The 26,259-nt window shown below is 61.6% G+C and carries 27 protein-coding genes; 16 read left to right on the top strand and 11 right to left on the bottom strand.

Annotated features, from left to right (window positions below):
• Positions 1-108: 108 nt before the first annotated feature.
• Entirely contained in the window at positions 109-495 is a 387-nt protein-coding gene (locus tag AB4Y85_RS07510; RefSeq protein ID WP_441984252.1) for a c-type cytochrome, read from the bottom strand.
• Between the two features lie 193 nt (positions 496-688).
• On the opposite strand from AB4Y85_RS07510, the gene AB4Y85_RS07505 reads away from it, so the two are divergent.
• The 5 genes from AB4Y85_RS07505 (at position 689) to AB4Y85_RS07485 (ending at position 7,272) form a co-directional block, all read left to right on the top strand.
• On the top strand, positions 689-2,122 hold the full coding sequence (locus AB4Y85_RS07505) for an FAD-linked oxidase C-terminal domain-containing protein (RefSeq protein WP_441984251.1): 1,434 nt from the start codon (positions 689-691) through the stop codon (positions 2,120-2,122).
• Positions 2,119-3,315, top strand: coding sequence for an FAD-binding protein (locus AB4Y85_RS07500; RefSeq protein WP_441984250.1), 1,197 nt, complete (start codon positions 2,119-2,121; stop codon positions 3,313-3,315). Before AB4Y85_RS07505 ends, AB4Y85_RS07500 begins: the two co-directional genes overlap by 4 nt.
• A gap of 368 nt (positions 3,316-3,683) precedes the next feature.
• Positions 3,684-4,292 carry a DUF2585 domain-containing protein gene (locus tag AB4Y85_RS07495; RefSeq protein ID WP_441984249.1) on the top strand — a complete coding sequence of 203 codons (609 nt, stop codon included), beginning with the start codon at positions 3,684-3,686 and terminating at the stop codon, positions 4,290-4,292.
• A gap of 10 nt (positions 4,293-4,302) precedes the next feature.
• Positions 4,303-5,658: a glycolate oxidase subunit GlcF gene (glcF, locus tag AB4Y85_RS07490; protein WP_441984248.1), complete on the top strand. Its 1,356-nt coding sequence runs from the start codon at positions 4,303-4,305 to the stop codon at positions 5,656-5,658.
• 165 nt (positions 5,659-5,823) lie between these two features.
• On the top strand, positions 5,824-7,272 hold the full coding sequence (locus tag AB4Y85_RS07485) for a chromosome partitioning protein ParA (RefSeq protein ID WP_441984247.1): 1,449 nt from the start codon (positions 5,824-5,826) through the stop codon (positions 7,270-7,272).
• Positions 7,273-7,312: 40 nt separating this feature from the next.
• On the opposite strand, the gene tyrS is transcribed toward AB4Y85_RS07485, so the two are convergent.
• Positions 7,313-8,557: a tyrosine--tRNA ligase gene (gene tyrS, locus AB4Y85_RS07480; protein ID WP_441984246.1), complete on the bottom strand. Its 1,245-nt coding sequence runs from the start codon at positions 8,555-8,557 to the stop codon at positions 7,313-7,315.
• Positions 8,558-8,777: 220 nt separating this feature from the next.
• On the bottom strand, positions 8,778-10,052 hold the full coding sequence (locus AB4Y85_RS07475) for a hypothetical protein (RefSeq protein ID WP_441984245.1): 1,275 nt from the start codon (positions 10,050-10,052) through the stop codon (positions 8,778-8,780).
• An 87-nt stretch (positions 10,053-10,139) separates the two neighbouring features.
• Here AB4Y85_RS07475 and AB4Y85_RS07470 point away from each other — a divergent pair, with 87 nt between their 5' ends.
• Positions 10,140-10,724 (top strand): NUDIX hydrolase, encoded by a 585-nt coding sequence (locus AB4Y85_RS07470; RefSeq protein WP_441984244.1) that lies wholly within the window; start codon positions 10,140-10,142, stop codon positions 10,722-10,724.
• 58 nt (positions 10,725-10,782) lie between these two features.
• Entirely contained in the window at positions 10,783-11,463 is a 681-nt protein-coding gene (locus AB4Y85_RS07465; RefSeq protein WP_441984243.1) for a DUF2076 domain-containing protein, read from the top strand.
• A 70-nt stretch (positions 11,464-11,533) separates the two neighbouring features.
• On the opposite strand, the gene AB4Y85_RS07460 is transcribed toward AB4Y85_RS07465, so the two are convergent.
• Positions 11,534-12,286, bottom strand: coding sequence for a L,D-transpeptidase (locus tag AB4Y85_RS07460; protein ID WP_441984242.1), 753 nt, complete (start codon positions 12,284-12,286; stop codon positions 11,534-11,536).
• Positions 12,287-12,506: 220 nt separating this feature from the next.
• Between AB4Y85_RS07460 and AB4Y85_RS07455 the strand changes: the two genes are divergently transcribed.
• The 3 genes from AB4Y85_RS07455 (at position 12,507) to groL (ending at position 15,538) form a co-directional block, all read left to right on the top strand.
• A complete protein-coding gene (locus AB4Y85_RS07455; RefSeq protein ID WP_441984241.1) occupies positions 12,507-13,352 on the top strand; it encodes a DMT family transporter in 846 nt (281 codons plus the stop codon).
• A gap of 201 nt (positions 13,353-13,553) precedes the next feature.
• On the top strand, positions 13,554-13,841 hold the full coding sequence (gene groES / locus AB4Y85_RS07450; RefSeq protein WP_243373032.1) for a co-chaperone GroES: 288 nt from the start codon (positions 13,554-13,556) through the stop codon (positions 13,839-13,841).
• A gap of 50 nt (positions 13,842-13,891) precedes the next feature.
• Complete coding sequence (gene groL, locus AB4Y85_RS07445; RefSeq protein WP_441984240.1) at positions 13,892-15,538, top strand: chaperonin GroEL; 1,647 nt, start codon at positions 13,892-13,894, stop codon at positions 15,536-15,538.
• 75 nt (positions 15,539-15,613) lie between these two features.
• Here groL and gstA read toward each other — a convergent pair whose 3' ends face one another.
• Positions 15,614-16,228, bottom strand: a complete 615-nt coding sequence (gstA, locus tag AB4Y85_RS07440) for a glutathione transferase GstA (RefSeq protein ID WP_441984239.1) — start codon at positions 16,226-16,228, stop codon at positions 15,614-15,616.
• A 178-nt stretch (positions 16,229-16,406) separates the two neighbouring features.
• Here gstA and AB4Y85_RS07435 point away from each other — a divergent pair, with 178 nt between their 5' ends.
• The 5 genes from AB4Y85_RS07435 (at position 16,407) to AB4Y85_RS07415 (ending at position 19,344) form a co-directional block, all read left to right on the top strand.
• The gene (locus tag AB4Y85_RS07435) at positions 16,407-16,868 is read left to right on the top strand and encodes a MarR family winged helix-turn-helix transcriptional regulator (protein ID WP_441984238.1); all 462 of its coding nucleotides are present in this window, start codon (positions 16,407-16,409) and stop codon (positions 16,866-16,868) included.
• A 91-nt stretch (positions 16,869-16,959) separates the two neighbouring features.
• Positions 16,960-17,505, top strand: coding sequence for a VOC family protein (locus AB4Y85_RS07430; protein ID WP_441984237.1), 546 nt, complete (start codon positions 16,960-16,962; stop codon positions 17,503-17,505).
• 84 nt (positions 17,506-17,589) lie between these two features.
• Positions 17,590-17,979, top strand: coding sequence for a COG4315 family predicted lipoprotein (locus AB4Y85_RS07425; RefSeq protein WP_441984236.1), 390 nt, complete (start codon positions 17,590-17,592; stop codon positions 17,977-17,979).
• Positions 17,980-18,037: 58 nt separating this feature from the next.
• Complete coding sequence (locus tag AB4Y85_RS07420) at positions 18,038-18,547, top strand: RNA polymerase sigma factor (protein WP_441984235.1); 510 nt, start codon at positions 18,038-18,040, stop codon at positions 18,545-18,547.
• On the top strand, positions 18,544-19,344 hold the full coding sequence (locus tag AB4Y85_RS07415) for an anti-sigma factor family protein (protein WP_441984234.1): 801 nt from the start codon (positions 18,544-18,546) through the stop codon (positions 19,342-19,344). Before AB4Y85_RS07420 ends, AB4Y85_RS07415 begins: the two co-directional genes overlap by 4 nt.
• A gap of 12 nt (positions 19,345-19,356) precedes the next feature.
• On the opposite strand, the gene AB4Y85_RS07410 is transcribed toward AB4Y85_RS07415, so the two are convergent.
• A complete protein-coding gene (locus AB4Y85_RS07410) occupies positions 19,357-20,184 on the bottom strand; it encodes an aldo/keto reductase (protein ID WP_441984233.1) in 828 nt (275 codons plus the stop codon).
• A 158-nt stretch (positions 20,185-20,342) separates the two neighbouring features.
• Here AB4Y85_RS07410 and AB4Y85_RS07405 point away from each other — a divergent pair, with 158 nt between their 5' ends.
• Positions 20,343-21,422, top strand: coding sequence for a flavodoxin family protein (locus AB4Y85_RS07405; protein WP_441984232.1), 1,080 nt, complete (start codon positions 20,343-20,345; stop codon positions 21,420-21,422).
• 52 nt (positions 21,423-21,474) lie between these two features.
• Here AB4Y85_RS07405 and AB4Y85_RS07400 read toward each other — a convergent pair whose 3' ends face one another.
• From AB4Y85_RS07400 to AB4Y85_RS07380, 5 genes are all read right to left on the bottom strand, one after another.
• Complete coding sequence (locus tag AB4Y85_RS07400; RefSeq protein WP_441984231.1) at positions 21,475-22,500, bottom strand: ABC transporter substrate-binding protein; 1,026 nt, start codon at positions 22,498-22,500, stop codon at positions 21,475-21,477.
• Between the two features lie 157 nt (positions 22,501-22,657).
• The gene (locus AB4Y85_RS07395) at positions 22,658-23,443 is read right to left on the bottom strand and encodes a MetQ/NlpA family ABC transporter substrate-binding protein (protein WP_441984230.1); all 786 of its coding nucleotides are present in this window, start codon (positions 23,441-23,443) and stop codon (positions 22,658-22,660) included.
• Between the two features lie 84 nt (positions 23,444-23,527).
• Entirely contained in the window at positions 23,528-24,313 is a 786-nt protein-coding gene (locus AB4Y85_RS07390) for a MetQ/NlpA family ABC transporter substrate-binding protein (protein WP_441984229.1), read from the bottom strand.
• A 36-nt stretch (positions 24,314-24,349) separates the two neighbouring features.
• Positions 24,350-25,015, bottom strand: coding sequence for a methionine ABC transporter permease (locus tag AB4Y85_RS07385; protein ID WP_441984228.1), 666 nt, complete (start codon positions 25,013-25,015; stop codon positions 24,350-24,352).
• Positions 25,005-26,099 (bottom strand): methionine ABC transporter ATP-binding protein, encoded by a 1,095-nt coding sequence (locus AB4Y85_RS07380; RefSeq protein ID WP_441984227.1) that lies wholly within the window; start codon positions 26,097-26,099, stop codon positions 25,005-25,007. The genes AB4Y85_RS07385 and AB4Y85_RS07380 overlap by 11 nt, the downstream gene beginning before the upstream one ends.
• Between the last annotated feature and the right edge of the window lie 160 nt (positions 26,100-26,259).

Here is a 26,259-nt window from a genome sequence, read left to right as displayed (position 1 = left end):
AATGGGTTTGAGGGACCTTCCTCGGGCTTATGGACCTGCCGAACAGGCTCCCTGAAATCCCCAAGGCCGCCTCAGAAGGCGGCCTTTCCCATGGTGAGGCTTTCCTGCTTACTGCGCCTTCTGCCCTTGGGCATCGAACTGCTTCAGGTAGGCGACGAGGTCGTTGACGCGCTGCTCGTCCTTCAGTCCGACATAGATCATCTTGGTCCCTGGAATCTTGGCCTTCGGATCCTTGATATACTCCCGGAAGGTCGCCTCATCCCAGGTGATGCCGGAATTCTTGTTGGCGGCAGAATAGCTATAGCCTTCTACGGATCCCGAATGTCGTCCGAAGAGGCCATTGAGCTCCGGTCCAACGGCATTCTTCGCTGTCGGGCCGATCTGGTGGCATGCCCGGCACTGGGTAAACACCTTCTCGCCGGCAGCGGCATCCTGGGCCTGTGCCTGGCTGAAACCCGTGAGGAGCAGGGCGGCAGTGAGGACGACGGTACGCATCGAAAACTCCTTTGCTGGACGAGGCTGTCTTTTTTCAACAGCGCATCGGCGGAAGAACAAAATGAGGTCCCATTTTCCGCGCGATAGGCTAGAGAGATTCTACATTATTGGAAAACTGCTCCAAGGCCAGCTATCTTATCGAGAGAGGCAGCCATGCCGAGAAAGCAGCCTATAACCGCCCAGGGAGGGTGCCATGACGATTGCATTTCCCAAGCCGGATGAAGCGATTCTGTCGCGCCGCAAGGAAATCATCGAGGGGCTGGGGCGACTTGTCCCATCCGAGGCCCTCATCGTATCGGAGGACGAGCGCCGGGCCTTCGAGACGGACGGCCTGACCGCTTATCGCCAGATGCCGCTCGCCGTTGTGCTCCCCTCGACCACCGAGCAGGTCTCCGAGATCATGCGCTTCTGCAACGAGCATGGTGTCAAAGTGGTGGCGCGCGGGGCAGGGACATCGCTCTGCGGCGGTGCCATTCCGCAGGAGGATGCCATCGTGCTCGGTGTCGCCAAAATGAATCAGGTGATCGATGTCGATTTCGAGAACCGCACGGCCAGGGTTCAGTCGGGCATCACCAATCTCGGCATCAGCCAGGCGGTCTCCTATGAGGGCTTCTTCTACGCGCCCGATCCGTCGAGCCAGCTCGCCTGCACGATTGCCGGCAACATCGCCATGAATTCGGGCGGGGCCCATTGCCTGAAATACGGCGTGACCACCAACAACCTCATGGGTGTCACCATGGTGATGCTCGACGGCACGGTCGTGGAGATCGGCGGCGATTATCTCGACAGCGCCGGCTACGATCTGCTCGGCCTCATCTGCGGCTCGGAAGGTCAGCTCGGCATCATCACGGAAGCGGTGGTGCGAATCCTGCGCGCGGCGGAAGGTGCGCGGCCCGCGCTTTTCGGCTTTAGCTCCGTCGAGGATGCGGGTGCCTGCGTCGCTGCGATCATCGGCGCCGGCATCATTCCGGTGGCGCTCGAATACATGGACAAGCCCGCGATCCAGATCTGCGAGGCTTTCGCCCATGCGGGCTATCCGCTCGATGTGGAAGCCATGCTGATCTGCGAGGTGGAAGGGTCGGATCAGGAGATCGAGGACATGCTCCGCCGCATCGTAGCCATCGCGGAGCCGTTCAAGCCGAAGACCATCAAGGTCTCGCAATCGGAGGCCGAGAGCGCGGCGATCTGGAAGGGCCGGAAATCCGCCTTCGGCGCCACGGGGCGCGTAGCCGATTACATCTGCATGGACGGCACTATCCCCACGGGCCAGTTGCCTTACGTGCTCAAGCGCATCGACGAGATTGCCAAGTCTTATGGTCTCGGCGTCGCCAACGTGTTCCATGCGGGCGACGGCAATCTCCATCCGCTCGTCATGTTCGATACCAACAAGCCGGGCGAGATGGAAAAGGCCGAGAAGGCGGGTGAGGATATCCTGCGCCTCTGCGTCGAGGTCGGCGGGTGCCTCACCGGCGAGCACGGCGTCGGCATCGAGAAGCGGGATCTCATGACCGAGCAGTTCAACCCGGTCGATCTCGCGCAGCAGATGCGTGTGCGCGGCGTGTTCGATCCGCTCTGGCTGCTCAACCCCGCAAAAGTGTTCCCTCTGGAAGGAAGGCTCGCCGCGTGATCGTCGATTCCCCTCGCCATACCCCCCGCGACGAGCAGGACGCCTCGATCATCATCCGCGAAGCCTCGGAGAAGGGTACGCTGCTCAGCGTGTCCGGCCGTGGCACCAAGGCCGAGATGGGCCGCCCGAACCAGACGGATGCCTCTATCTCATCCGCTTCCATGAGCGGCGTGACGCTCTATGAGCCTGCGGAAATGGTGATCGCCGCCCATAGCGGCACGCCGGTTTCCGAGGTGGTTCGGACGCTCGCGGCGAAGGGCCAGCAATTGCCCTTCGAGCCGTTGGATTACCGGCCGCTTTTGGGAACGCGAGGTGAGCCCACCATCGGCGCGGTGGCGGCCATGAACATTTCCGGCCCGCGCCGGATCATGGCGGGCGCCGCCCGCGACAGCCTCATCGGCGTGCGCTTCGTCAACGGACGCGGCGAGGTGGTGAAGTCCGGCGGGCGCGTGATGAAGAACGTGACCGGGCTCGATCTCGTGAAGCTCATGTCGGGGTCCTGGGGCACGCTGGGCTTTCTGACCGAAGTAACCTTCAAGGTGCTGCCGAAGCAGGAGCGCATGGCGACCCTCGTCCTGCGCGGCCTCGACGACCGGAAGGCCATCGGTGCCCTGTCTCAGGCTCTCGGCTCTCCCTTCGACGTGACCGGCGCAGCTCACATTCCATCCAAGGACCGGCAGGGCGCCAGCACGCTCATCCGCCTCGAAGGATTTTCGGTTTCGGTCGATTACCGCCTGAACGAAATGAAGCGCCTTTTCAACAAGCGCGTGACCTTCATGGATATCTTGGAGGGCAGGGGCGCGGAGGCCCTGTGGCAATCGGTACGTGATGCCACAATGTTCAATGACATGGATCGGGCTATCTGGCGCGTCTCGACCGCGCCCACGCGCGGCCCGGATTTCGCCGCACATGTCGCGCGCTCCATCGACGCGCAGTGGTTCTACGATTGGGGCGGAGGCCTTATCTGGATCGCGGCTCCGGTCGACGGCGATGCTGGCGCTTCCGTCATCCGTGATGCGACCCGCGAGTACGGCGGTCACGCGACGTTGGTTCGCGCACCGGCCGAAATCCGCTCCATCATCGATGTGTTCGAGCCGCAGACGGAGGCGGTCATGACGCTCACGAGGGGCATCAAGGCATCTTTCGATCCGGCGGGCATTCTCAATCCTGGCCGCATGTATGCGGGAGTTTAGTGTGATTGGCCTATTCTATCGGTTGAGAATTTTGGCGATGGCATGCTGCTTGGTGGGGATGGCCATGCCGCCATCCGAAACGAATGCAGCCTCCTGCACGGAGGACTTGCTTCTGCATCAGGGGGCCGCTGCCCAGTCCCTGCAGACAATTCGGCACACTTCCGAACAAGATCTGCAGGCGAAATGCAATGCTTATCGAAGGTATGTGGCTGATTTGGAAAAGCTCGATCCTATAATCGCACGCTGTGGACCGTCCCAGATGACAAAAAGGTCGGCTTATCCTTCTTACAGTGCCGAATTAGCCTTTTATCGCCGCCTAACCACAGAAAAATGCAGTTGAGCCAGCTGCGGTGTATTAAGGATTTTAGATGACAGGTGCAGCCACCATCCTCCCAAAACAAAGTGAGCAGGCAGGTGGGCGGGTAACTCTATATGCGTGCCTCGCCGTCGCGATCACCGCGCTCATCCTGCTCGCCATGGGCCGCACACCGATCTGCACCTGCGGCACGGTCGAGCTTTGGCATGGAGTCGTGCGCGATTCCGGCAATTCGCAGCACCTGACGGATTGGTATACGCCGTCCCACATCATCCACGGCTTCCTGTTCTATGGGGGCATCTGGCTCGTCGGGCATTTGCGCGGGAAGCATCTGCCCTTCGGTGCGGCGCTCCTGATCGCCATCGGCATCGAGGCCGCGTGGGAGATCGCCGAGAACACCAGCATGGTGATCGACCGCTACCGTGCGACGAATATCGCTCTCGACTATTACGGCGACAGCATCATCAATTCCGTCATGGACATCCTGGCGATGATCGCCGGCTTCACGCTGGCGCGCATCATGCCGGTCTGGGTGACGATCGTTGCGGCCGTTCTGATGGAAGTGATCGTCGGCTACTGGATTCGCGACAATCTCGCGCTCAATATCATCATGCTGATCTATCCCCTCGATGCCATCAACCAATGGCAATCGGCGAGCTGAGTGAAGAACCATGCAAACGAATTTCACGCCCGATCAGCTGAAGGATTCCGCCACCGCTTCATCCGAGAAGATTTTGCGGACCTGCGTCCATTGCGGCTTCTGCACCGCCACCTGCCCGACCTACCTGCTGCTCGGCGACGAACTCGACTCACCGCGCGGGCGCATCTATCTCATCAAGGACATGCTGGAGAGCGGCAAGCCTGCTTCGCCGGAAGTGGTGAAGCATATCGACCGCTGCCTCTCCTGCCTCTCCTGCATGACCACCTGTCCCTCCGGCGTGCATTACATGCACCTCGTCGATCATGCCCGCGCCTATATCGAGGCGACCTACAAGCGCCCCTGGCATGATCGCCTGCTGCGCGCGGTGCTGGCCAAAGTGCTGCCCTATCCCAACCGCTTCCGCTTCGCCATGGGGGCTGCCATCCTGGCAAAGCCCTTCAAAGGCGTTATCGGCGCGCTACCGCTTCTCGGCAATCGCCTCCAGGCGATGATCGAACTGGCGCCGGCGCAGGTGCCGGCGCGCTCGCCCTCAAACCATCCGGGCACCTTCGCACCGGAAGGCGAGCGCCGGGGTCGCGTGGCTATCCTCTCCGGCTGCGCCCAGCCGGTTCTCAAGCCCGGCTTCAACGAGGCGGCCATGCGCCTTCTCAACCGGCACGGGATCGAAGTCGTGCAGGCGAAGGGGGAGGGGTGCTGCGGCGCTCTCGTCCACCATATGGGCCGCGACTCGGAGGGCCATGCCTTCGCCAAGCGCAACATCGATGCCTGGATCGCCGAGATGGACGGCGAGGGCCTGGACACCATCGTCATCACGGCGTCGGGCTGCGGCACGACCATCAAGGATTACGGCTTCATGTTCCGGGACGACCCGGATTACGCCGAGAAGGCCGCCCGGGTCTCAGGGCTAGCCAAGGACATCACGGAATACGCCCTGTCCCTCGACCTCATGGAGCCGGTGCGCGAGACCGACCTCGTGGTGGCCTACCATTCCGCCTGCTCCATGCAGCACGGCCAGGCCATCCGCACCGAGCCCAAGACCTTGCTCAAGCAGGCGGGCTTTACCGTGAAGGACGTGCCGGAAGGTCATATCTGCTGCGGCTCGGCGGGTACCTATAACCTGCTCCAGCCGGAAATTGCCGGGCAGCTTCGGGCCCGCAAGGTGGCCAATATCGAGCGCATAAAGCCTGACCTCATCGCCACCGGCAATATCGGCTGCATGACCCAGATCGGGAAAGGAACCGAGATCCCCATCGTCCATACGGTCGAGCTTCTGGACTGGGCGACCGGCGGGCCGATGCCTGAAACCCTTGAAAAAGCAGGGTTCGAGAGCCGGGTCTCCCCGCCGTTAACCATAGCCGCCGAGTAAATCCGCCACAGGGTTGCGCAACGAAATTTTGTTTTCCTCTCGCCTGACTCTGGGTTAAAAGGCTCTGACAGAGTGAAATTTCAGGCGTGAAGGGGCGGCACCATGTCTTCGGGTTGGACGTCTTTCAAAAACCGTTTCGGTAACAAGAGGCCAGAGGATGAGGTGTTGAACGTTCTGCCCAGGCAGAGCGAGGCCGCCTTGCCGATGTCGGCTGCCGCTGCTCCCTCGGCAAAGAACGAGGTCGTCGTGGCTCGCCACAACGCCCCCCTCGATTCCGTCGGCCAGAAGAACGAGCTGATCCGCGTCCGCTTCGCCAACATGATCGACCGGCTGGAGGAAATCCGCAGCCTCAAGGAAGATTTTGCTCTCCTGAACGAGCCGGTGAACGAGCTGATCCGCAGCTATCCCCAGCTTCAGTCGCGCCTGATGGAGACCGAGGCCGTTCTCAAGCAGGAAACCGAGAACACGACCTCCCTGCGCCGGGAGCTCGGCGACCTCAACGCGGTCCATGCCCGTATGATGGACGACCTGTCGGCCACCGTTTCCCAGCTGCGCAAGGCCGAATCCAAGACCCGCGAGCAGGAATCCTTCATCGAGGACCTGCGCCTGAACGTGAAGGACAAGGAAGCGATCGTCGGCGACCTGGAGAACCAGCTCGCCATCGAGACGGAGCGTGCCCGCAACATCACGGAAGAGAACCAGGCCCTGCGCCTGGAGGCCCAGGAAGCGGACCAGACGGTCGCTCGCGCCGAGCGCGAGCTGATCGAGACCCGCGAACGCAACGGCCTCCTCGATCACGAGGTGAAGCGCCTCCAGAAGGTGGCCGAGGAGCAGAATTACCGCCTCTCAAGCCTCACCAACCGCTACGGCGAGATGGAGTCTCAGCTGGAGGCTACCCGTCAGCGTGCCTCCGAGCTCGAGACCAAGCTCATGTCCGAGCAGGTGCTGCGCCAGCGCCTCGAGACCCAACTCGATTCCGAGCGCTCCTCGCATCAGACCGACCTGTCGGCCCTGGACATGAAGATCGAGGGCCTCAACTCGCGTCTGGCCGCCACGGACAAGATCCTGGCTCATACCCGCGACCAGCTGCGTGACAAGAACGAGGCGCTCCGCGGCGTCGAGCGCGGCCTCAAAGAGACCACCATCGAGAAGAACACCCTCGACCGTCGTCTCGAAGCGACCCAGCAGGAAGTCGAGCGTCAGGTGGCCATGGTCAACGAACTCCAGCGCTCGCGTATCGAGCTGCAGGAGCGCGTGGAAATGCTCAACAAGGCCATCGCCGCCAAGGACTTCCAGATAGAAAGCTCCGATAACAAGCTGGCAAGCCTCACCGAGCGCAATGACCAGCTTAACAAGCGCTTTGACCAGGAACGCAGCACTCTCGAAGCGGCCAATCGCCGCCTCACGGAAGAATTGCAGAACGAGAAAGCCGAGCGCGCGCTCGTGCAGGGCGGCCTGGAGATCGCGCGCGAAAGCCGCATCAAGATCCAGAAGAAGTATATCGCGCTTCGCAAGAAGACTCGCCTCGACGCTCAGGAGGACGATGCCGGACTCATCGACGAGGACGAGGTCGAAACAAATGTCCATCCGCTGAAATCAACGGATGGCGAGTAAGCAAAAAGCCCCGCAATCGCGGGGCTTTTTTCATGTTGGGCTAGGTAGCCCTTACAAGGCTGTGCCGCTTGCGCCCCGCACTCAGCATGATGGCGCCGTCACGCAGATGAGTCCTGGTTGCGAGCGCGTTCTCATCGGTGACCGTATCTCCGTTGAGCTTGGCGCCGCCGCCCTTGATCAGCCGCCGTCCTTCGCTGCGGGAGACAGCAAGACCCGTCTGATGCAGAAGGGTTGCCACCGGAATGCCTGCGTCGAGTTCGGCAGCCGGTACGTCGATGCTTGGCAGACCACCGGCCGATGCACCTTCCGCGAAAGTGTGTCGAGCGGTTTCCATGGCCTCCTGCGCGGCTGCATCACCGTGCGCGAGACGCGTCACTTCTGTCGCGAGGATCTGCTTCGCCTCGTTGATGTCGGTTCCCTGCAGGCGGGCGAGGCGCTGCACTTCATCGAGGGGTAGTTCCGTGAAGAGGCGCAGGAAGCGCGCGACGTCGTCGTCCGCCGTGTTGCGCCAGAATTGCCAGAACTCGTAAGGGGAAAGCCGGTCGCTGTTGAGCCAAATCGCGCCGTTCGCCGTCTTGCCCATCTTGGCTCCGGATGAGGTGGTGAGCAGCGGCGTCGTCAAGCCGAAGAGCTGGTGCTGGTCGATGCGCCGGGCGAGTTCGATGCCGTTGACGATGTTGCCCCATTGATCCGATCCGCCCATTTGCAGCACACAATTCTGTCGGCGCGACAGCTCCAGGAAATCGAAGGCCTGCAGCACCATGTAGTTGAATTCGAGCAGCGTCAGGGGCTGCTCGCGCTCCAACCGCAGGCGTACACTGTCGAAGCTCAGCATGCGGTTGATGGTGAAATGCGTGCCGAAATCGCGCAGGAAAGGCAGGTAGCGCAGCGGATCGAGCCAATCGGCATTGTCCACCATCACCGCATCCGTCGGCCCGTCGCCGAAGGTAAGGTATTGCGAGAAAACCTTCCTGATGCCAGCGCCGTTATGCGCGATCTGCTCATCGCTCAACAGGGGACGGCTGGCATCGCGAAAGCTCGGATCGCCAAGCTGCGTCGTGCCGCCGCCCATCAGGATGATCGGCTTGTGTCCCGACTTTTGCAGCCAGCGCAGAACCATGATCTGCACGAGGCTGCCTGCATGCAGGCTGTCTGCGGTAGCGTCGAAACCGATATAGGCCGCAATGGGCCCGGCTCTCAGCGTTTCGTCGAGCGACGCGAGATCGGTGCATTGATGGATGAAGCCGCGTTCCGTGAGCGTTTTCAGGAAGAGGGATTGTGTCACTGGGGTCTCCTGGGTTTTGGACAAACCGCAGACCGGAGACCGATCCAGAAATGAAAACGCCGCCGGAATGCGGCGGCATGGATCGTGAGGTCGCAACCAAACGCAGCCGCCCTATGGGGACGGCGTATAATAGCTGAAGAAAATGGCGCGGCTCGTGATCATGGCGCGATTGTAAGGCTGACGGCACCTCGCGTCAATCGGCAGACAGGAGGGAGTGCCGTCACAGCCGTAGGATGCCCTTGAGCAGATTGCCGTCGAGAAAGCCGTCATACCAAGCACCGATGGCGACATGCACCGCGATCAGTGCGCCATAGGCAAGGACCACAGCAAAGCCTTGCGCCATGGTCAGCGGGCGTTCGCTCTGCGAGCGCTTCGGCGCGACGCTCCAGAGCAAGGCAGCCAGGATCATCATCACGAGAAACGCCTTCGACCCCATCTGGAGGGCGATGCCTGCGCCCATGAGAATCAGCAATCCCGAAATCGCAAACCATGCCTTGTCGCCCAGCGGCTTCATCAGAACCTGCACGACGCGGCCGCCGTCGAGAGGCGGCACGGGGAGCAGGTTGAAGCCGTTGATCAGAAGCGCCAGAAGGCCCGCGAACAGCAAGGGCTCGCTCGGCGACATCCAGAAGGCAATCGCCAGCGCAATCGCCGGCAGCAACCCGAACAGCGGCCCCAGGAGCAGAACCTCACTCGCCTCCGCATCCGACACATAGGTGCGGCTGCCCATGGCGACGCCGCCGAAGAACGGGATGAGGTAAAAGCGCGCGTCATGCCCATGACGGCGCAGAGCGAATACGTGGCCGTATTCGTGCACGATCAGGGTGGCCATGGCGGCAAGGCCTTGCGTGAAACCTAGCAGGTAAATCATCGCAATGAAGGACAGCGCGGCGAGGACCAGCTGCCTGATGGGGCTGACAGGTTCGGAAACTCTTTTCGCAGGCGTCGCTAGTCTTCTTGCTGTGTGACCTTCGCCGTTCTTCGCCCTCTCGCGCGCAATGTGCCCGCGCACGAGCTTCGCAACGGTTGAGACAAGGGTTGGATAGCCAACTCTGCGCAGGAAGCCGTTGAACAGATGGGCGCGTTCGATGATGTAGGTCAACTCGGCATCGGTGCCACCCTCGACTGCATTGAGACTTACTCTGCAGATCAAACGGTCGCCATATTGATTGGCGCCCTTCCAGCGATAAGTAGCGACGGTTTCCTCGTAGGAGGGCTCTTCTCGGCGGACGATCCTGATATAAGATTCATGCTTATTCTCGTATCGGCAGAGGATGTCGCCCTTGCTCTCATCGAGCCACTCGGTGGTATAGGGCACGGGCATCCATTCCTTGGCTTGCCCAGGAGTAATGCTCAGCAGTTCCCAGGCCTCCTCAATCGGCACGTCGAGGAAGAAACGCCCTGCATAATGCTGGCGCGGGCGGTTGACGTACAGGAGATAGCCAGCCACCGCTGCGCAGAACAGTCCGGCGATGAAGAGATCGGGATCGAGCATGAGAGAATGGACCTTGAACAGTTCTCCTCATAATGCATCAAAGTTACGATTTGAAAGCCTGAATTGAGTTTCCAGGAAGTGCTGCCCATGATGATGTTCGCTCCATCCGCCTTTCGCCGCAACGTTCAGGCCTCTCTTGACACCCATGCGGCTTCCTTCGACATCGAACCCGAGCGTCATGCCCTTTTGCGACACCAGCTTGCGGCGGGCGATGATATCCATTCGCGTCGCACCTTCCCCGGCCACGTCACCACCTCGGCCTTCATTCTCGATGAAGAGGGAAGGCAGGTGCTTCTCATCCACCACCGTTCCCTCGCGCGCTGGCTCCAGCCAGGCGGGCATTACGAACCGCCGGATGACCTCGCGCAATCGGCCCTGCGGGAGGCGTTTGAGGAGACGGGTGTGGAAGGGCTCCGGCTGGACCCCTGGCACGCTTCCTCCGGCATTCCCATCGACATCGACAGCCATCTCATCCCAGCACGCCCGGCGCGCGACGAGCCGAAGCATTGGCATCACGATTTCCGCTATCTGGTGAGAGCCGGGAGAGACAGCCGCATCCGGCCCGATCTGGCGGAGGTGCATGGCGCCGAATGGCGTGATTTGAGGGAGTTGGAGGATCTCGCCCCTCAAACCCTCGTGAACCTGTCGACGCTCGGTATGGTGCACCTCTAACAATTCGGATTGCCGCGCTTACATCCATGACAACCCATTGTCAGGGAGGAGGCTTGCCATGAACGAACAGGAACGCGAGGTCATTTCCGACATCTTCCGACGCCTTGAGCCAGTGGCGAACCAGCCGCGCGATCCGGAGGCCGAGCGCTTCATCGCCGAGAAGCTTCGCCAGCAGCCCTATGCGCCTTATGCAATGGCGCAGGCGGTTTATGTTCAGGAGCAGGCGCTCGCCAATCTCCAGGCCGAGAACGAGCAGCTGCGCGCCGAACTCGATCAGGCCAGCCGGCAGCCGCAGCAGGGCGGCTTTCTGTCCAGCATCTTCGGCGGCGGTGCCCCGCGTCCGCCGGGACCGGCTTATAATGAGCCTCCCGCCCGCCGGGCCTCGCCCTGGGGTGGTTCGCAGCCGCAGCAGCCCATGCAGCAATCCTACGGGACTCCCGGCCCCTGGGGCGGCAGCCCGATGCAGGCGCGTGGCGGCGGCGGCTTTCTTCAGACCGCTTTGTCGACGGCCGCGGGCGTCGCTGGCGGCATGATGATCGCCAATGCCCTGTCCAGCGCCTTTGGCGGCGAGAAGAATCCGCTTGAAGCAGGCCAGCAGGGCCTGGCCGATCTCGGTAATCAGGCGGACAACACCGACATGGCCGGCATCACGGATTCGCTTTACGACAAGCCCGCTGGCGACAATCAGGATTTCTCCGATTTCGGCGGTGACTCCGGCGATGACGGGGATTGGGCATAAAGAGCGCTTCGTACCATGACAAAGCGCCCGCCAATGGCGGGCGCTTTTCGATTTGCAGCGTGCCGTCCGATCAGATCACGATCACATTCGTGCCGACCTTCACGCGGCTGTAGAGATCGACCACGTCCTCGTTGAGCATGCGGATGCAGCCCGAGGAGACGGCTTGGCCGATGGTGTGGGGCTCGTTGGTGCCGTGTATGCGGTAGAGCGACGAACCGAGATAGAGCGCACGCGCGCCGAGCGGATTGTCGGGTCCGCCTTCCATGAAGCGCGGAAGATCAGGGCGGCGGCGCAGCATATCGGCAGGCGGACGCCAGCTCGGCCACTCGCGCTTCATCGAGACGGTCTTACGGCCGGCCCATTCGAAGCCGGGACGTCCCACGCCGATGCCGTAGCGAATAGCGCGGCCACCTTCCTGCACGAGGTAGAGAAACTTGTCGTTGGTATCGATCACGATGGTGCCGGGGCGCTCACCGCCGCGATAGGACACGAGCTGCTTCTGGAACTCCGGCGAGATCGCATAGTCAATGCTGTTGTCGTAGCCGGGGTCCGAATAGGTCTGCGGCAGGGTTGCCACGACCGTATTGCCGCCCACCGAGCCCGTTGCGTAGGGGTAGCCCGCCGCTGTGCGGCGCTCGGCCGGGCGCGTCACCATCGGATAACCGGGATCGTAGCCGTCCTGCGCGCGCGCGTAGGGATAGTTGTATTCGGAGGAGACGTAAGTATTGCCGTAATAAGTCCCACCTCCGCGGGTCTGGGCCGAGGCCGAGGCCGGAATGAGGGCGGCCAAAAGCATTGCTGAGCAAGGGATCCAAGCACGCATCGGAGCATCCTGTCTGGTTGTTTTCCTATTAACGGCAAGCGCGGCTTTTGTTTCCGCCAAGCTGGTTTTGAATTTGCGCTGGCGCACATTTTTCTTCGGCAGCCTTTCTTGTCGACAGAACGAAAGGAGAGATGAAGCGGCCTATAAAGTGCTGTAAGAGCTGTCACCTTCTGCGAGAGCATCCATCCTGGGGTTCCCGCCCCACATCGTCGTGATCCCAATGCAATATGGTCCTGCCCTGAGGGCTGCCGCCGCCATCGCGGTCCTGTCCGTCATGGATGCGTTCATCAAAGGCATGTCCGCCTATTACCCGACCTTCCAGGTCGCCTTCATGCGCTTTGCGTTCGGAGCTCTGGTGATTGGATCGGCGCTCGTGGTCCTGCGCCCCGGATGGCCGAATCGCGAAACCTTCGCGGCCAATGCGGTCCGCGCTGTCGTGGGCGTCGTGACGGCGGTGAGCTTCTTCTACGCGCTCGGCGAGTTGCCATTGGCCGAGACGCTGATCCTGTCGTTCCTGGCGCCCATGTTCGTTGCGCTGCTGGGACTGGTCATTCTCAAGGAGCGGGTCGATCTGCGGATCGTCGGGGCGATCGTCATCGGCTTCTGCGGAACCCTAATCGTTGTGGCTGGACAGACGGAGGAAGCGGGAGCTGTCCGGTCCTGGACGGGTGTCGCCGCAGCCCTCGGCTCGGCTGTGACCTATGCCTTCAGCCTTGTGCTACTCCGGCAGCGCGCGCAGAAGGATAGCCTCCTCCATATCGTCGCCTTCATGAATATCGGCCCCTTCATCCTCGTGGCCCCGTTCGCGGCCATGGTCTGGCAGCCTATTGCCCTGGAGCATCTGCCCTGGTTCGTCCTAATGGGCGTCCTCGCCATCACCGGCCATGTTCTGCTCGTGACAGCCTATGCCAAAGCCGAAGCAGCCCGCCTCGCACCCTTGGAATATACAGCCCTGATCTGGGCCGTCCTCATAGGGTACGGAGCCTTCAGTGAGATTCCGACCTGGGCGACCCTTGGGGGAGGGCTGCTTGTTATCCTGGCGGCCATGCTGACCACGAAGCGGTAATCCCCAATCTTGGCGGCAGCGGGGGAAATCCCTTCAGGGCCAAGATGTAACAAAATTCATGGCACCAGGATCACTTGACTCGGCTCACGCTCCTGCTTATCTCGCCCATCGACGTTGGCACTCGCCTCAAGACAGTGCTAACAGATCGCAGACGAGGGTTCGGCCAGAGGGGCCGTACCTCATAGTCAAAGGGGAAGTTCCATGAAGTTCCGTCCGCTGCACGACCGCGTCGTCGTTCGCCGCATCGAAGCCGAAGAGAAGACGGCCGGTGGCATCATCATCCCGGACACCGCCAAGGAAAAGCCGCAAGAGGGCGAAGTCGTCGCCGTCGGCGCTGGCGCCCGCGACGAGAGCGGCAAGATCGTTGCCCTCGATGTGAAGGCCGGCGACCGCGTCCTGTTCGGCAAGTGGTCCGGCACCGAGGTGCGTATCGATGGCAAGGATCTCCTGATCATGAAGGAATCCGACATCATGGGCATCGTCGGCTAATTCAGCCTTCGACCTATCACAAGATTTCAATTTAACTGGAGGCTAAGCCTATGGCTGCCAAAGACGTTAAGTTTTCTTCCGAAGCCCGCGAAAAGATGCTGCGCGGCGTCGACATCCTTGCCGATGCGGTGAAGGTGACCCTCGGCCCGAAGGGCCGCAACGTCGTGATCGAGAAGTCCTTCGGCGCTCCGCGCATCACGAAGGACGGCGTGTCGGTCGCGAAGGAAATCGAGCTTGCCGACCGTTTCGAGAACATGGGCGCGCAGATGGTGCGCGAAGTGGCCTCGAAGACCAACGACATCGCCGGTGACGGCACCACCACCGCGACGGTTCTGGCCCAGTCCATCGTCCGCGAAGGCGCCAAGGCCGTTGCCGCCGGCATGAACCCCATGGACCTGAAGCGCGGCATCGACCTTGCCACCGCCGAAGCCATCAAGGACATCCAGGCCCGCGCCAAGAAGGTGAAGTCGTCGGATGAGGTTGCCCAGGTCGGCACGATCTCGGCCAACGGCGACAAGGACATCGGCGAGATGATCGCCCATGCCATGCAGAAGGTCGGCAACGAGGGTGTCATCACCGTCGAGGAAGCCAAGACCGCCGAGACCGAGCTCGATGTCGTCGAAGGCATGCAGTTCGACCGCGGCTATCTCTCGCCGTACTTCATCACGAACGCCGAGAAGATGGTTGCCGAGCTCGAGGATCCCTACATCCTCATCCACGAGAAGAAGCTCTCCTCGCTGCAGACCATGCTCCCCATCCTCGAGGCCGTTGTGCAGACCGGCAAGCCGCTGCTCATCATCGCCGAGGACGTGGAAGGTGAGGCTCTCGCCACCCTCGTCGTCAACAAGCTGCGTGGCGGCCTGAAGATCGCCGCCGTGAAGGCTCCCGGCTTCGGCGACCGCCGCAAGGCCATGCTCGAGGACATCGCGATCCTGACCGCCGGTCAGACGATCTCCGAAGACCTCGGCATCAAGCTCGAGTCCGTGACGCTCCCGATGCTCGGCCGCGCCAAGCGCGTACGCATCGAGAAGGAGAACACCACGATCATCGACGGCGCCGGCAAGAAGGAAGACATCGAAGCCCGCGTTGGCCAGATCAAGGCTCAGATCGAAGAGACCACCTCGGACTACGACCGTGAGAAGCTCCAGGAGCGTCTTGCGAAGCTCGCAGGCGGCGTCGCGGTGATCCGCGTCGGCGGCGCGACCGAAGTCGAGGTGAAGGAGAAGAAGGACCGCGTTGACGACGCCCTGAACGCCACCCGCGCTGCGGTGGAAGAAGGCATCGTTCCCGGCGGCGGCGTGGCTCTGCTGCGTGCCAAGGATGCGGTCGCCAAGCTCACCAGCGAAAACGCAGACGTGAAGGCCGGCATCAAGATCGTCCTGCGCGCCCTTGAGGCTCCGATCCGCCAGATCGCCGAAAACGCCGGCGTGGAAGGCTCGATCGTGGTCGGCAAGATCAACGAGAACAAGTCCGCCACCTTCGGCTTCAACGCTCAGACCGAAGAATTCGTGGACATGCTCCAGGCCGGTATCGTCGATCCGGCGAAGGTCGTCCGCACCGCTCTCCAGGACGCCGCGTCGGTGGCGGGCCTCCTCGTGACGACGGAAGCCATGGTCGCCGACGCTCCCAAGCGCGAAAGCGGCGCTCCGGCCATGCCGGGCGGCGGCATGGGCGGCATGGGCGGCATGGACTTCTAAGTCCAAACGCTCAAGCGAACAAAAAGAAGGCCCCGGATCTCTCCGGGGCCTTTTCGTTTTGCAGGAGTTGAAAAATTATGCCGCCTGCTGCAGCCCTTCGGCAATAAGCGCCTCCTGCACTTTGGGGCGCGCAGCCACCCGGGCCTGGAAGGCAGAGAGGCTTTTGAAGGACGAAATGTCCAGTGCGTGGTAGCCAGCCCAATTCATGATCGTGAAGAGATAGGCGTCGGCGACCGTAAAGGTCTCGCCCATCAGGAAGGCCTGCTTTCCAAAGGTCTCGTCGAGATAGGCGAAGCGAGTGGCGAGGCGGTCCTTCGCGGCGATCTTCAAGGAATCCGGCGTGGCGGGATTCCAAAGCGGGCTGAAGCCCTTGTGGAGCTCGGAGCTGATGAAGGTCAGCCACTCGATCAGGCGGTAGCGCTCCGTCGTGCCATTGGCCGGGGCAAGGCCGGACTCAGGTTGTTGGTCGGCGAGATATTGGATAATCGCGGCCGTCTCGGTGAGCAGAAAGCCGTCCTGAAGGACAATTGCAGGCACATAGCCCTTGGGATTGATGGCACGGAATTTTTCGCCCGTCTCGGTAAGGTTCTTGGGAATGTCCACTTTGACCAAAGAGATCGGCAGGCCGGCCTCGCGGGCAACGATGTGCGGAGCGAGCGAACAGGCGCCAGGGGCGTAGTAAAGCTTCATTCGGTGTTCCTTTCGAGGTGAAGATCATCACAGACCGAGCTTCTACGCGGCATTAGTATCTAATGCTGTAGCAAGCACGACCCAGTATTGCATGCAATTGCATGCAATACACATATCTACTTGCATGAATATGTCAAACATGATGCAGTTGCATAGAAAACGGAGCCCATTTGCCGAGATGCAAGAAATTCAGGATCCATCCAATGCGGTAAGCGATGCCTGGGTGCGCCTCATCAGGGCCGAGAAGGCGGTTGTCGGGCGCATTGAGGCCGAGCTGAAGAGCGCTGGTTTTCCACCGCTGTCTTGGTACGGTGTTCTCCTGCATCTCAAACGCAGGCCTGATGGTTGCTCCTCCCCAAAGGAGATTGAGCAGACATTGCTGTTCGAGCAGTACAATCTCTCGCGCCACCTGGACCGCATGGAGGCGGAAGGCCTCGTCCGCCGCATACCCTTTCCCGGCGACAAGCGGCGTCAGCTCGTGGAGATCACGGCGGAGGGCAGGGCGCTTCAGAAGCGCATGTGGGGGGTCTACGGTCCCGCCATCAACCGCTTCATCGGTGACCCTTTGACCGAAGCCGAGGCCGCGCAGCTGGCGGCCCTGTTGCTCAAGCTGATGCAGCCCAGGGACGATTTGCCCTGAAGAGCTCGCGGCCCTGAAGAACGATTCGTCCTGATCCGCGTTCATGAGATAAGGCGGCTAAGTTCCGGTTTGGCCTCATGAGGGATGAGTTGTGAAAGCGCGCGCTTCTTTTGAGCCGTTGCGATATGCCGTAATGGGCGCCCTCGTGGCCATGTCGCTCGCTGCCTCGCTCGATGGGGCCCCGCCTGCTTTCGCGCAGCCATCGTCCGAGCGCCACCCCAGTTCGGTCGCGATCCGCACGCCCGATTTCGACGAGAGCGTGAAATGGTATCAGGACAAGCTCGGCTTCCGCCTGATCGGCACGCAGAGCCTCGTGCCGGGGCGGACGGCGGTTCTGGAGCGAGCCGGTGCGCTCATCGAGGTGACTGAGGTGGATCATGTTTTGACCCCGCTCCAGGAGCCGCATGCCACAGGTGGTGTCGAAGTCACGTCCGTGCCCGTCATCAGCCTGATCGTTCCCGATGTGGACGAGGAAGTCGAGCAGCTGAGCAAAGCAGGCGTGGAGATTCTGCAGATGCCGCAGGACGATATCGAGGGCAGCTATCGCACCGCACAGATCCGGGACAATGGCCGCCATAGGATCGAATTGCGCGAGCCGCTGGGGGATGGAGGCGGCTTCAATCCTACCGGACGCTGACATATTTTCTGGCCAATGGAATAAAACGTTTCAGGCGCATGTCTCTAAGGTCGTGACGATCACGGTCCCAAGGAGGAATTACCCATGAAGCTTTTGTCTCGCCAAACCATTATCGCCGGCCTTCTCGTTGCCGCCACCGGCGCGCTCGCGCAGACGGCCATGCCCGCCAAGGTCGCCGATACCAGCAAGGGTAAATCCCTTGTCGATGCCAAGGGCATGACCCTCTACATCTTCGACAAGGACAGCACGGGCAAGTCGGCCTGCAACGGCCAATGCGCCCAGAACTGGCCGCCGCTCATGGCGCCTGCCAATGCGGCAGCGTCGGGCAGCTGGAGCGTGATCACCCGCGATGACGGTGCCAAGCAATGGGCCTACAAGGGCAAGCCGCTTTATACCTGGGTAAAGGACACAAAGCCTGGTGACGCGACCGGCGAAGGGGTCGCCAACAACACCTGGCACATAGCGGCACCATAAGGCTTGCCGACGAGGCAGGTTCGTCGTTGAATGATCCCTGTCGGGTGAGTGTCTGAGCTTGGACGAGATCGCATCCCTTCTCGAACCGCAGATACCGGGCTTGCGCCGCTATGCCTGGGCGCTTCTGCGCGACAACGAGGCGGCCGACGATCTCGTTCAGGACACTCTGGAGAAGGCGATCCGCCATTGGGGCCAGCGCCACCGAGAAGGCGAGCTGCGTGCATGGCTCTTCGCGATCCAGCGCAATCTTTTCATCGATGACCTGCGCCGCCGCAAAGGGCGCGGCACGAAGGTGGGCGTCGAGGCGCTGGACAGCGTGCCGGCATCGGGAGACGCAACGGATGGACATGCGGGCATGCGCGATCTGCTGGCAGGGCTCGACGCGCTGTCCGAAGAGCATCGCGCGGTTCTACTCCTCGTCGGCGTCGAGGATTTTTCCTACGAGCAGGCAGCGCAGGTTCTGGGTGTGCCGCTCGGCACGGTGATGTCGCGGCTCAGCCGCGCGCGCAAGCACTTGCGGGAATTCATGGAGGGCGGACGCATTCCCTCGTTAAGGAGAGTGAAGTGACGGGTGACGGACCCATCGGAGAGGACGATCTGCAGGCCTTCGTCGATGGCAGGCTTAGCTCCACGCGTCTCGAGACCGTGAAGGTCTTCCTCGCGTCCAATCCGCCTCTGGCGTCTCAGGTCCAACGCGAGATAGAACAGCGCGAAGCCTTGCGCGCACGTTTGGCGTTCAAGGCACAAGAGCCGATTCCCGCGCGGTTGCGTGTTTCCAATCTCATGGCCGCTCCACGCCGTACGTCGCGCATCAACCGCGCTTCGATCGCCGCTGCCGTCGCGTTGCTTGTGGTGGGCGGCGCCTTGGGCGCTGCGGGGAGCTCATGGTGGTTCTCGCGGACCATGCAGGATACGAGCGTTGCCGACAATGCGATTGCCGCGCATCGCATCTATGTGAGCGAGCGTGTGCATCCGGTCGAGGTGCCTGCCGAGCAGGAGGCGCATCTCGTGCAATGGCTGTCCCGGCGCGTGGGCAAGCCGCTGACGGCGCCGAACCTCAACGCGCAGGGCTATCGGCTCATCGGCGGCAGACTTCTGCCTTCCAATGGCGAAGCGGCGGCGCAGTTCATGTATGAGAATGCAGGCGGCAACCGCCTGACGATCTATGCCCGCTCCGGCGGATCGGAAGCGCAGACCGCATTCCGTTTCGAGGAGCAGGATGGTATTTCGGCCTTCTCGTGGATCGAGAACGGCCTGTCCTATGTCGTGTCCGCGAAAGCAGATCGCGCGCAGTTGCTGCCTATTGCGGAGAGCATCTACAAACAGTTCGAAGCCCCAGGCGGCGCCACGCGGGGCCGCCTGTAGCCTTTGCGTTTGTCAGCCGAAGACTGCGGGGTTGGGTCCGACGCGCCCGCCCTTGTCGTCCATACGCTCGATGATGCGCACATCTTCCGCATCGAGCTCGAAATCGAACACGTCGAGATTCTCGCGGATGCGCGAGGGCGTGACGGATTTCGGAATTGCGATGAGACCGTGATCGAGGTGCCAGCGCAGGATGACCTGAGCGGGCGTCTTGCCGTATTTGCGGCCGATAGTGGCAAGCTCTTCATTGGCGACCAGCGATCCCTGTCCGAGTGGCCCCCAGGATTCCGTCGCGATGCCGTTGGCGGCATGGAACTCGCGCAGCTCGCGCTGCTGGAAACGCGGATGCACCTCGATCTGGTTGACGGCGGGCGTCACGCCGGTCTCGGCGATGATCCGTTGCAGATGCGGGATGTTGAAATTCGACACGCCGATGGACTTCGCGCGTCCCTCTTCACGCAAGCGGATCAGAACACGCCAAGCATCGGGATAGGCCTCGCTGCCGGCAACCGGCCAATGGATCAGGTAGAGATCGACGAAATCGAGACGCAGCCGCGCAAGGCTCTCGTCGAAGGCTTTGAGCGCGGCATCCGGGCTATGGCTGTTGTTCCAAAGCTTGGTGGTGATGAACAGTTCGTCACGCGGGATATCTGCTGCGGCGATGGCCTTGCCGACGCCTTCTTCGTTCTCGTAGATCGAGGCCGTGTCGATGGAACGGTATCCGGCCTTTAGCGCTTCGCCGACGCTGGTGGACGCCTCATCGTTCGAAACCCGCCACACGCCGTAGCCGAGCTGCGGCATCGTGCGATCATCGTTCAGGCGAAGGGTCGGTGTCGTCGGCATAGGCTGCTCCTATGGGAGGGATAGATACAGGTTTGCCTAAGTTAGGCACGACTCGACCGTAAACCAACCGTGACGTCGAGATTTTCGCACACGCGGAACCGGCAAAGTGTCAGGGGCGTTCAGGGCTTAGCATTGTTACATTCGTGAGGGAGCGTCTGTTGTCGATTCCGGAAGCACGAACAGGCACGCCAGATCCCACACTCGACGAAGCCGAGTTCCGCAGGCGCTACCTGCAGCAATTCCAGGACCCCGCCTTCGATGCGCTGAAGAGCGAGCTCCAGCGCATCACGGATGCGGCCTGGGATGCCTATAGCAACCATCGCAAGAGCCCGCATACGCGCAAGGCGGGGCCTGGTTTCGCAGATCCCGATTACGATCTCTCGGTCGATTGGATTGCCGCAAAAGAGGCCATTGACGAAGCGCAGAGGAAGCATGAGGACGGCAACGGTCCGGCCCGCTTCCTGCTGATCGCGGCCTCATCGCGCAGCGAGCATACATGTCCCGGCGAGATGTCGAAGAGCTATCGCCTCACCGAGATTGCGCGGCAGGTGCTCGGCAGTGCCGAGAATGTTGAGGTGGAGGTTCTCGAGCTCAGCCGCCTCACGTCGGAATACGGCCGCCATATTCATCCGTGCAAGGCCTGCTTCTCCACGGCTTCGGCTTTGTGCCATTGGCCATGTTCCTGCTATCCGAATTTCTCGCTCGGCCAAACCCACGACTGGATGAACGAGATCTATCCCAAATGGGTCGCGGCGCATGGTGTCATGATCGTCACGCCGGTGAATTGGTACCAGGTCTCGTCGCCCCTCAAGCTGATGATGGACCGACTCGTCTGCGCCGACGGCGGCAATCCCGATCCTACCTCCACCCATGGCAAGAAGGTCGAGCAGGCCAAGGAGCTCGAGCTGAAGGGCTGGGATTATCCGAAGCATCTCTCGGGCCGCCTGTTCTCCGTCATCGTCCATGGCGATGCGGAAGGCGCGGGCGATGTGCGCCGCAGCGTGTCGGATTGGCTGCGCGCGATGGACCTTCATCCCGCCGGCAATCTCGCGGAGATCGATCGCTATATCGGCTACTGGAAGCCCTATGCGACAAGCCATGAGGAACTCGACCGCGATACCGATGTGCAGGAAGAAGTACGCAACGCTGCTTTGACACTGCTCGATGCAGTGAAGGCGAAGAGGGCAGGGCAGTGGAAAGATGCAGGCGAGCACCTGCAGGAGCCGCGCATGAAATAAAAAGGCCGAGCGCAAGCCCGGCCTTTCATGATCTGGAACTTGTCGAATCCGCTTATTTCGGCGCGGACTTGACGTCGGTATCCCACTTCTTGAGCAGGCGCGTACGTTCGGCTACGGAGCCGTATTTGGCTGTGTCGTAATTGATCAGCTTCATCTCGGAAAGCTTCGGCGCGCTCGGCGAAATCGGAGCGGTCTTGTTGGACGGGATCGAATAGATCTTGAGGTCCGCACCGACGAGCTTCTGCGCTTCTGCTGTTAGAGCCCAATCGACGAACTTCTTCGCCGCTTCGGGGTTCTTGCCTTTGACGACTGAGACCGATCCCGTTTCGTAGCCGGTCCCCTCGCAGGGAGCGATAGTCTTCACGGGCGCGCCGTCGGCGATCATCGTCACCATGTCGTGCATGAAGGCGATGCCGATGGCGGTCTCGCCCAAGGCTGTTGCCTTCACTGGAGCGGCGCCCGACTTGGTGTATTGATTGATGTTCTTGTGCAGGGCCTTCATGTAGTCGAAGGCCTTGTCCTCACCCATCAATTGCACGAGCGATGCCAGGAAGACGTAAGCGGTGCCCGAGGAGTTCGGGTCCGAGACCTGTACTTCGTCCTTGTATTTGGGATCCAGCAGATCGGCCCAGCATTTCGGCTCCGGGAGTCCGCGGCTTTTGAGAACATCTGTATTGTATCCGATGCCGAGCGCGCCGAGATAGGTGGCCGTGGCGCGGTTGCCCGATTGCTCGGAGAAGCGCTGTGCCCAATCGTACAGCTCCGGCAGGTTGGGCGACTTATACGCGACTGTCAGGCCTTCCTCGGCAGCCTGAATGTGGGAATCGCCGGGGCCGCCCCACCATACGTCGGCGCGCGGGTTGGAGGACTCGGCGCGGATCTGCGCCAGGGTTTCGCCGGTGCTCTTACGCACCATCGTCACCTTGATGCCGGAAGCCTTCTCGAAGGCAGCGACGCCGACGCGGCACTGCTCTTCGAGGATCGAGCAATAGATTGTGAGTTGTTCCTGAGCCTGTGCCGCGAAGGGGGCGGCGCAGAGCGTAGCGGCCAAAGCCACGCCGGCGAGTAGATGGCGCATGGGGCTGTCCTCCTGAAATGCCGGGCTCTTCGTCCCGGTTTATCGATTACCAAATGAGACGGTGACATGAAGAAGCTTAGCCGGCTTTTCTGTCAAGGTGCAGCCAACGAAAAAGGCCGGGCTTCCACCCGACCTTTTCCAGAACTGATTGCGGATCTTACCAGCTGGTGAGAACTGCGCCCTTGAACTTCTCTTCCACGAATTTCTTCACTTCGGGAGAATGGTAGGACTCGACGAGTGCCTTCACCCACGGCTTGTCCTTGTCCTCGGTGCGCACGGCGATGACGTTCACGTAAGGACCCTTCGGGTTTTCACGGGTCAGCGCGTCCTTCACCGGATCGAGACCGGCTTGGGTGGCGTAGTTGGTGTTGATGACGGCGGCGTCCACGTCATCGAGCACGCGCGGCGCTTGTGCGGCGTCGATTTCCGTGAACTTCAGGTTTTTGGTGTTGGCGGTGATGTCGAGGATCGTCGGCTTGAAGCCCACGCCATCCTTCAGCTTGATCAGGCCCTTATCCTGGAGAAGCAGCAGGGCGCGGCCGCCATTGGTCGGATCGTTCGGGATCGCGACGCTCGCGCCGTTCGGCAGGGCATCGAAGGCCTTGTGCTTCTTCGAATAGACGCCGATCGGGAAATTCACCGTCTGGGCCACTGTCTCGATCTTGTAGCCGCGGTCAGCCACCTGATTGTCGAGATAGGGCTGGTGCTGGAAGGAGTTCGCCTCAAGCTCGCCCGAGGAGAGAGCCTCGTTCGGCACCACGTAGTCGGAGAACTCGACGATCTTGATGTCGAGGCCCTTCTGTGCAGCGATGGGCTTCACCACTTCAAGGATCTGCGCGTGCGGGCCCGGCGTCACGCCGATGCGAACCGTTTGCGTTTGCGCCAAGGCGGGAAGGGTTGCGAGCGAGAGAAGGGCGGCAAAGCCCAGTTGCTTGAGGGACATGATGATACTCCTTATCCATGCCTTCGGAAGTAACGAAAATGCCGGGCATGAAGCCCGGCATTTTCAAAAGATGAAGAGGCGGGCTTACCAGCTGATGAGCACGGAGCCCTTGAACTTCTCTTCGATGAACTGCTTCACCTCGGGGGTGTGGTAGGACTCGATGAGCGCCTTCACCCAGGGCTTGTCCTTGTCCTCGCTGCGCACGGCGATGAGGTTCACATAGGGACCCTTCGGGTTCTCGCGGGTGATGGGATCCTTCACCGGGTCGAGGCCGCCTGCGGTCGCATAGTTGGTGTTGATGATCGATGCATCGACATCCTCGAGAACGCGGGGGCCCTGAGCGGCTTCGATCTCGACGAACTTGATCTTCTTCGGGTTGTCGGTGACATCCATCGGGGTCGGCTTGAAGCTCACGCCGTCCTTCAGCTTGATCAGGCCCTTATCCTGGAGCAGCAGAAGCGCGCGGCCGCCATTGGTCGGATCGTTCGGGATCGAGATTGTCGCGCCGTTCGGCAGGGCTTCGAGGCTCTTGTGCTTCTTCGAATAGACGCCGATCGGGAAGTTTACCGTCAGCCCGACGCTTTCGATCTTGAAGCCACGGTCGGCCACTTGGTTGTCGAGGTACGGCTGGTTCTGGAACGAGTTGGCCTCGATGTCGCCCGAAGCGAGGGCCGCGTTCGGCACCACATAATCGGAGAACTCGATGATCTTGATGTCGAGGCCTTTCTTGGCGGCAATCGGCTTCACGGCTTCGAGGATCTGCGCGTGCGGGCCGGGCGTTGCGCCGATACGGACGACTTGCGTCTGCGCCAAGGCAGGAAGAGCGGCGAGGGAGAGGAGAGCGGCTAAGCTTAGGGTCTTCAGGGACATGCGGATACTCCTTGTGCGAGGTTCTGAAAGTTAAGATCAACCGTGGCGGATGCGCTTGTTGAGATGCCGCGCGAGGCGGTCGCCGATGCTCTGCACGGCCTGTACGAGCACGATGAGAACGAGCACCACGGCCAGCATCATTTCAGGCATGAAGCGCTGGTAGCCGTAGCGGATACCGAGATCGCCGAGACCGCCGCCGCCAACCGCGCCGACCATGGCCGAGAAGCCGAGGAGCGAAACGACGGCGAGCGTGAGGCCGAGCACGATGCCGGGCAGGGCTTCCGGGATGAGAACCTTCAGCACGATCTGCAGCGGCGTTGCGCCGAAGGCGCGGGCTGCCTCGACGAGACCCTGATCGACCTCGCGGATCGCGCCTTCGATTAGGCGCGCGATGAAGGGTGTCGCGGCAATCGTCAGCGGCACGATGGCGGCGTTGGTGCCGATGGATGTGCCGGCGATCAGACGCGTGAAGGGAATGATCGCGACGACGAGAATAATGAAGGGAGTGGAGCGCGTGGCATTGACGACGACGCCGAGCACGCGGTTAACCCAGGGCGCCGCGAACAGCTCACCCTTGCCGCTGGTGGCGAGAAACACGCCGAGCGGCAGGCCGAGAATAGTGGCGATCAGCGCCGCGACGCCGACCATGTAGAGCGTTTCGCCGGTAGAATTGGCGATGAGGCGGATCATCTCAGGCGACATGGCCGAGCACCTCCGTATCGAGACCGTGCTTGTTCAAAAAATCGAGCGTCTTCAGCGAGGCTGCTTCGGGAACGCCGATGACGAGAGTGCCGAAGGGGCGGCCCGCGATCTCATCCACCGCGCCGCAGAGGATATTCGCCTCGACCCCGAGATCGCGAGCGAGCCGCGCCAGGACCGGGTCCGTCGCGTGGGGACCACGGAAGCCGATGCGGATCACCGCCTGGCCATTGGGCGTTGCATCCCGCGTGAGGCGCTTTTCCACATAAGGCGGCAGCGCGCGGCCCGCCTCGTCACCGAGGAAGGAACGCGTCACTTCGTGCTGCGGCCGGGTGAACACCTCGAACACGTCGCCCTGCTCGACGATGCGTCCGCCCTCGATCACGGCGACTTCGCGCGCGATGTTGCGGATCACCGACATCTCGTGGGTGATGAGCAGGATGGTGAGGCCGAGCTCGTCGTTGATCTTGGCCAGAAGATCGAGAATGGAGCGCGTGGTTTCCGGATCGAGCGCGGAGGTCGCCTCGTCCGAGAGCAGCACCTTCGGCTTCGTGGCGAGCGCGCGGGCGATGCCGACACGCTGCTTCTGGCCGCCGGACAATTCGGACGGATAACGGTTGCGCTTGTCGGTCAGGCCTACAAGCGCCAGAAGTTCATCGACCCGCGCCTTGATGGCAGCCTTGTCGAAGCCGGCGACCTCCAGGGGCAGTGCGATATTCTGCGCCGCCGTGCGGGAGGAGAGCAGGTTGAAGTGCTGGAAGATCATGCCGATGGAGCGGCGGGCATGGCGCAGCGCGCCTTCGGGAAGCGCGGCGACATTCGCGCCGTCCACGATTACCTTGCCGGCGGTGGGCTTTTCCAGGCCGTTCACGAGGCGGATCAGGGTGGACTTGCCGGCCCCCGAGCGACCGATGACGCCGAGGATCGAGCCCTGCTGAACGGAGAGGTCAACCTCGCGAAGCGCAGTGACCGGCTGCCCATCCCGGCCCGGGAATGTCTTCGAGATCTGCTCCAGGCGGATGATCGGCTCCGCCGGGATCAGCCGTTGTGTCGGCAGGTCGCCGAAATATCCAAGGGGGGCGTTCATAGGCTCGCCTTCAGGGTTTGATGTTGCAATGAGACATGAGACACGTTGTTCTCTATGTCAACTGAAATGTTCGATAAACAGGATTATATGTTCTGAAGAACGGGCAATTGTCGTCATGGGCTGATCCTGTGACACGAAGATCCCCCTACAGCCTTGGGAA

Source organism: Microvirga sp. 2YAF29, from assembly GCF_052114605.1.
Classification (GTDB): Bacteria; Pseudomonadota; Alphaproteobacteria; order Rhizobiales; family Beijerinckiaceae; genus Microvirga.
The sequence above is the reverse complement of the archived record's forward strand: the minus strand, read 5'-3'. Positions and strand labels throughout refer to the sequence as shown.

Bases quoted from the DNA above. Each gene is read 5' to 3' on its own strand.
- gstA (WP_441984239.1), bottom strand. From the start codon at position 16,228: ATGAAGCTTTACTACGCCCCTGGCGCCTGTTCGCTCGCTCCGCACATC.
- AB4Y85_RS07395 (WP_441984230.1), bottom strand. From the start codon at position 23,443: ATGTCCCTCAAGCAACTGGGCTTTGCCGCCCTTCTCTCGCTCGCAACC.
- AB4Y85_RS07425 (WP_441984236.1), top strand. From the start codon at position 17,590: ATGAAGCTTTTGTCTCGCCAAACCATTATCGCCGGCCTTCTCGTTGCC.
- groL (WP_441984240.1), top strand. From the start codon at position 13,892: ATGGCTGCCAAAGACGTTAAGTTTTCTTCCGAAGCCCGCGAAAAGATG.
- AB4Y85_RS07465 (WP_441984243.1), top strand. From the start codon at position 10,783: ATGAACGAACAGGAACGCGAGGTCATTTCCGACATCTTCCGACGCCTT.
- AB4Y85_RS07475 (WP_441984245.1), bottom strand. From the start codon at position 10,052: ATGCTCGATCCCGATCTCTTCATCGCCGGACTGTTCTGCGCAGCGGTG.
- groES (WP_243373032.1), top strand. From the start codon at position 13,554: ATGAAGTTCCGTCCGCTGCACGACCGCGTCGTCGTTCGCCGCATCGAA.
- AB4Y85_RS07460 (WP_441984242.1), bottom strand. From the start codon at position 12,286: ATGCGTGCTTGGATCCCTTGCTCAGCAATGCTTTTGGCCGCCCTCATT.
- AB4Y85_RS07380 (WP_441984227.1), bottom strand. From the start codon at position 26,099: ATGAACGCCCCCCTTGGATATTTCGGCGACCTGCCGACACAACGGCTG.
- AB4Y85_RS07455 (WP_441984241.1), top strand. From the start codon at position 12,507: ATGCAATATGGTCCTGCCCTGAGGGCTGCCGCCGCCATCGCGGTCCTG.
- AB4Y85_RS07505 (WP_441984251.1), top strand. From the start codon at position 689: ATGACGATTGCATTTCCCAAGCCGGATGAAGCGATTCTGTCGCGCCGC.
- AB4Y85_RS07495 (WP_441984249.1), top strand. From the start codon at position 3,684: ATGACAGGTGCAGCCACCATCCTCCCAAAACAAAGTGAGCAGGCAGGT.
- AB4Y85_RS07400 (WP_441984231.1), bottom strand. From the start codon at position 22,500: ATGCGCCATCTACTCGCCGGCGTGGCTTTGGCCGCTACGCTCTGCGCC.
- AB4Y85_RS07470 (WP_441984244.1), top strand. From the start codon at position 10,140: ATGATGATGTTCGCTCCATCCGCCTTTCGCCGCAACGTTCAGGCCTCT.
- AB4Y85_RS07390 (WP_441984229.1), bottom strand. From the start codon at position 24,313: ATGTCCCTGAAGACCCTAAGCTTAGCCGCTCTCCTCTCCCTCGCCGCT.
- glcF (WP_441984248.1), top strand. From the start codon at position 4,303: ATGCAAACGAATTTCACGCCCGATCAGCTGAAGGATTCCGCCACCGCT.
- AB4Y85_RS07410 (WP_441984233.1), bottom strand. From the start codon at position 20,184: ATGCCGACGACACCGACCCTTCGCCTGAACGATGATCGCACGATGCCG.
- AB4Y85_RS07385 (WP_441984228.1), bottom strand. From the start codon at position 25,015: ATGTCGCCTGAGATGATCCGCCTCATCGCCAATTCTACCGGCGAAACG.
- AB4Y85_RS07435 (WP_441984238.1), top strand. From the start codon at position 16,407: ATGCAAGAAATTCAGGATCCATCCAATGCGGTAAGCGATGCCTGGGTG.
- AB4Y85_RS07510 (WP_441984252.1), bottom strand. From the start codon at position 495: ATGCGTACCGTCGTCCTCACTGCCGCCCTGCTCCTCACGGGTTTCAGC.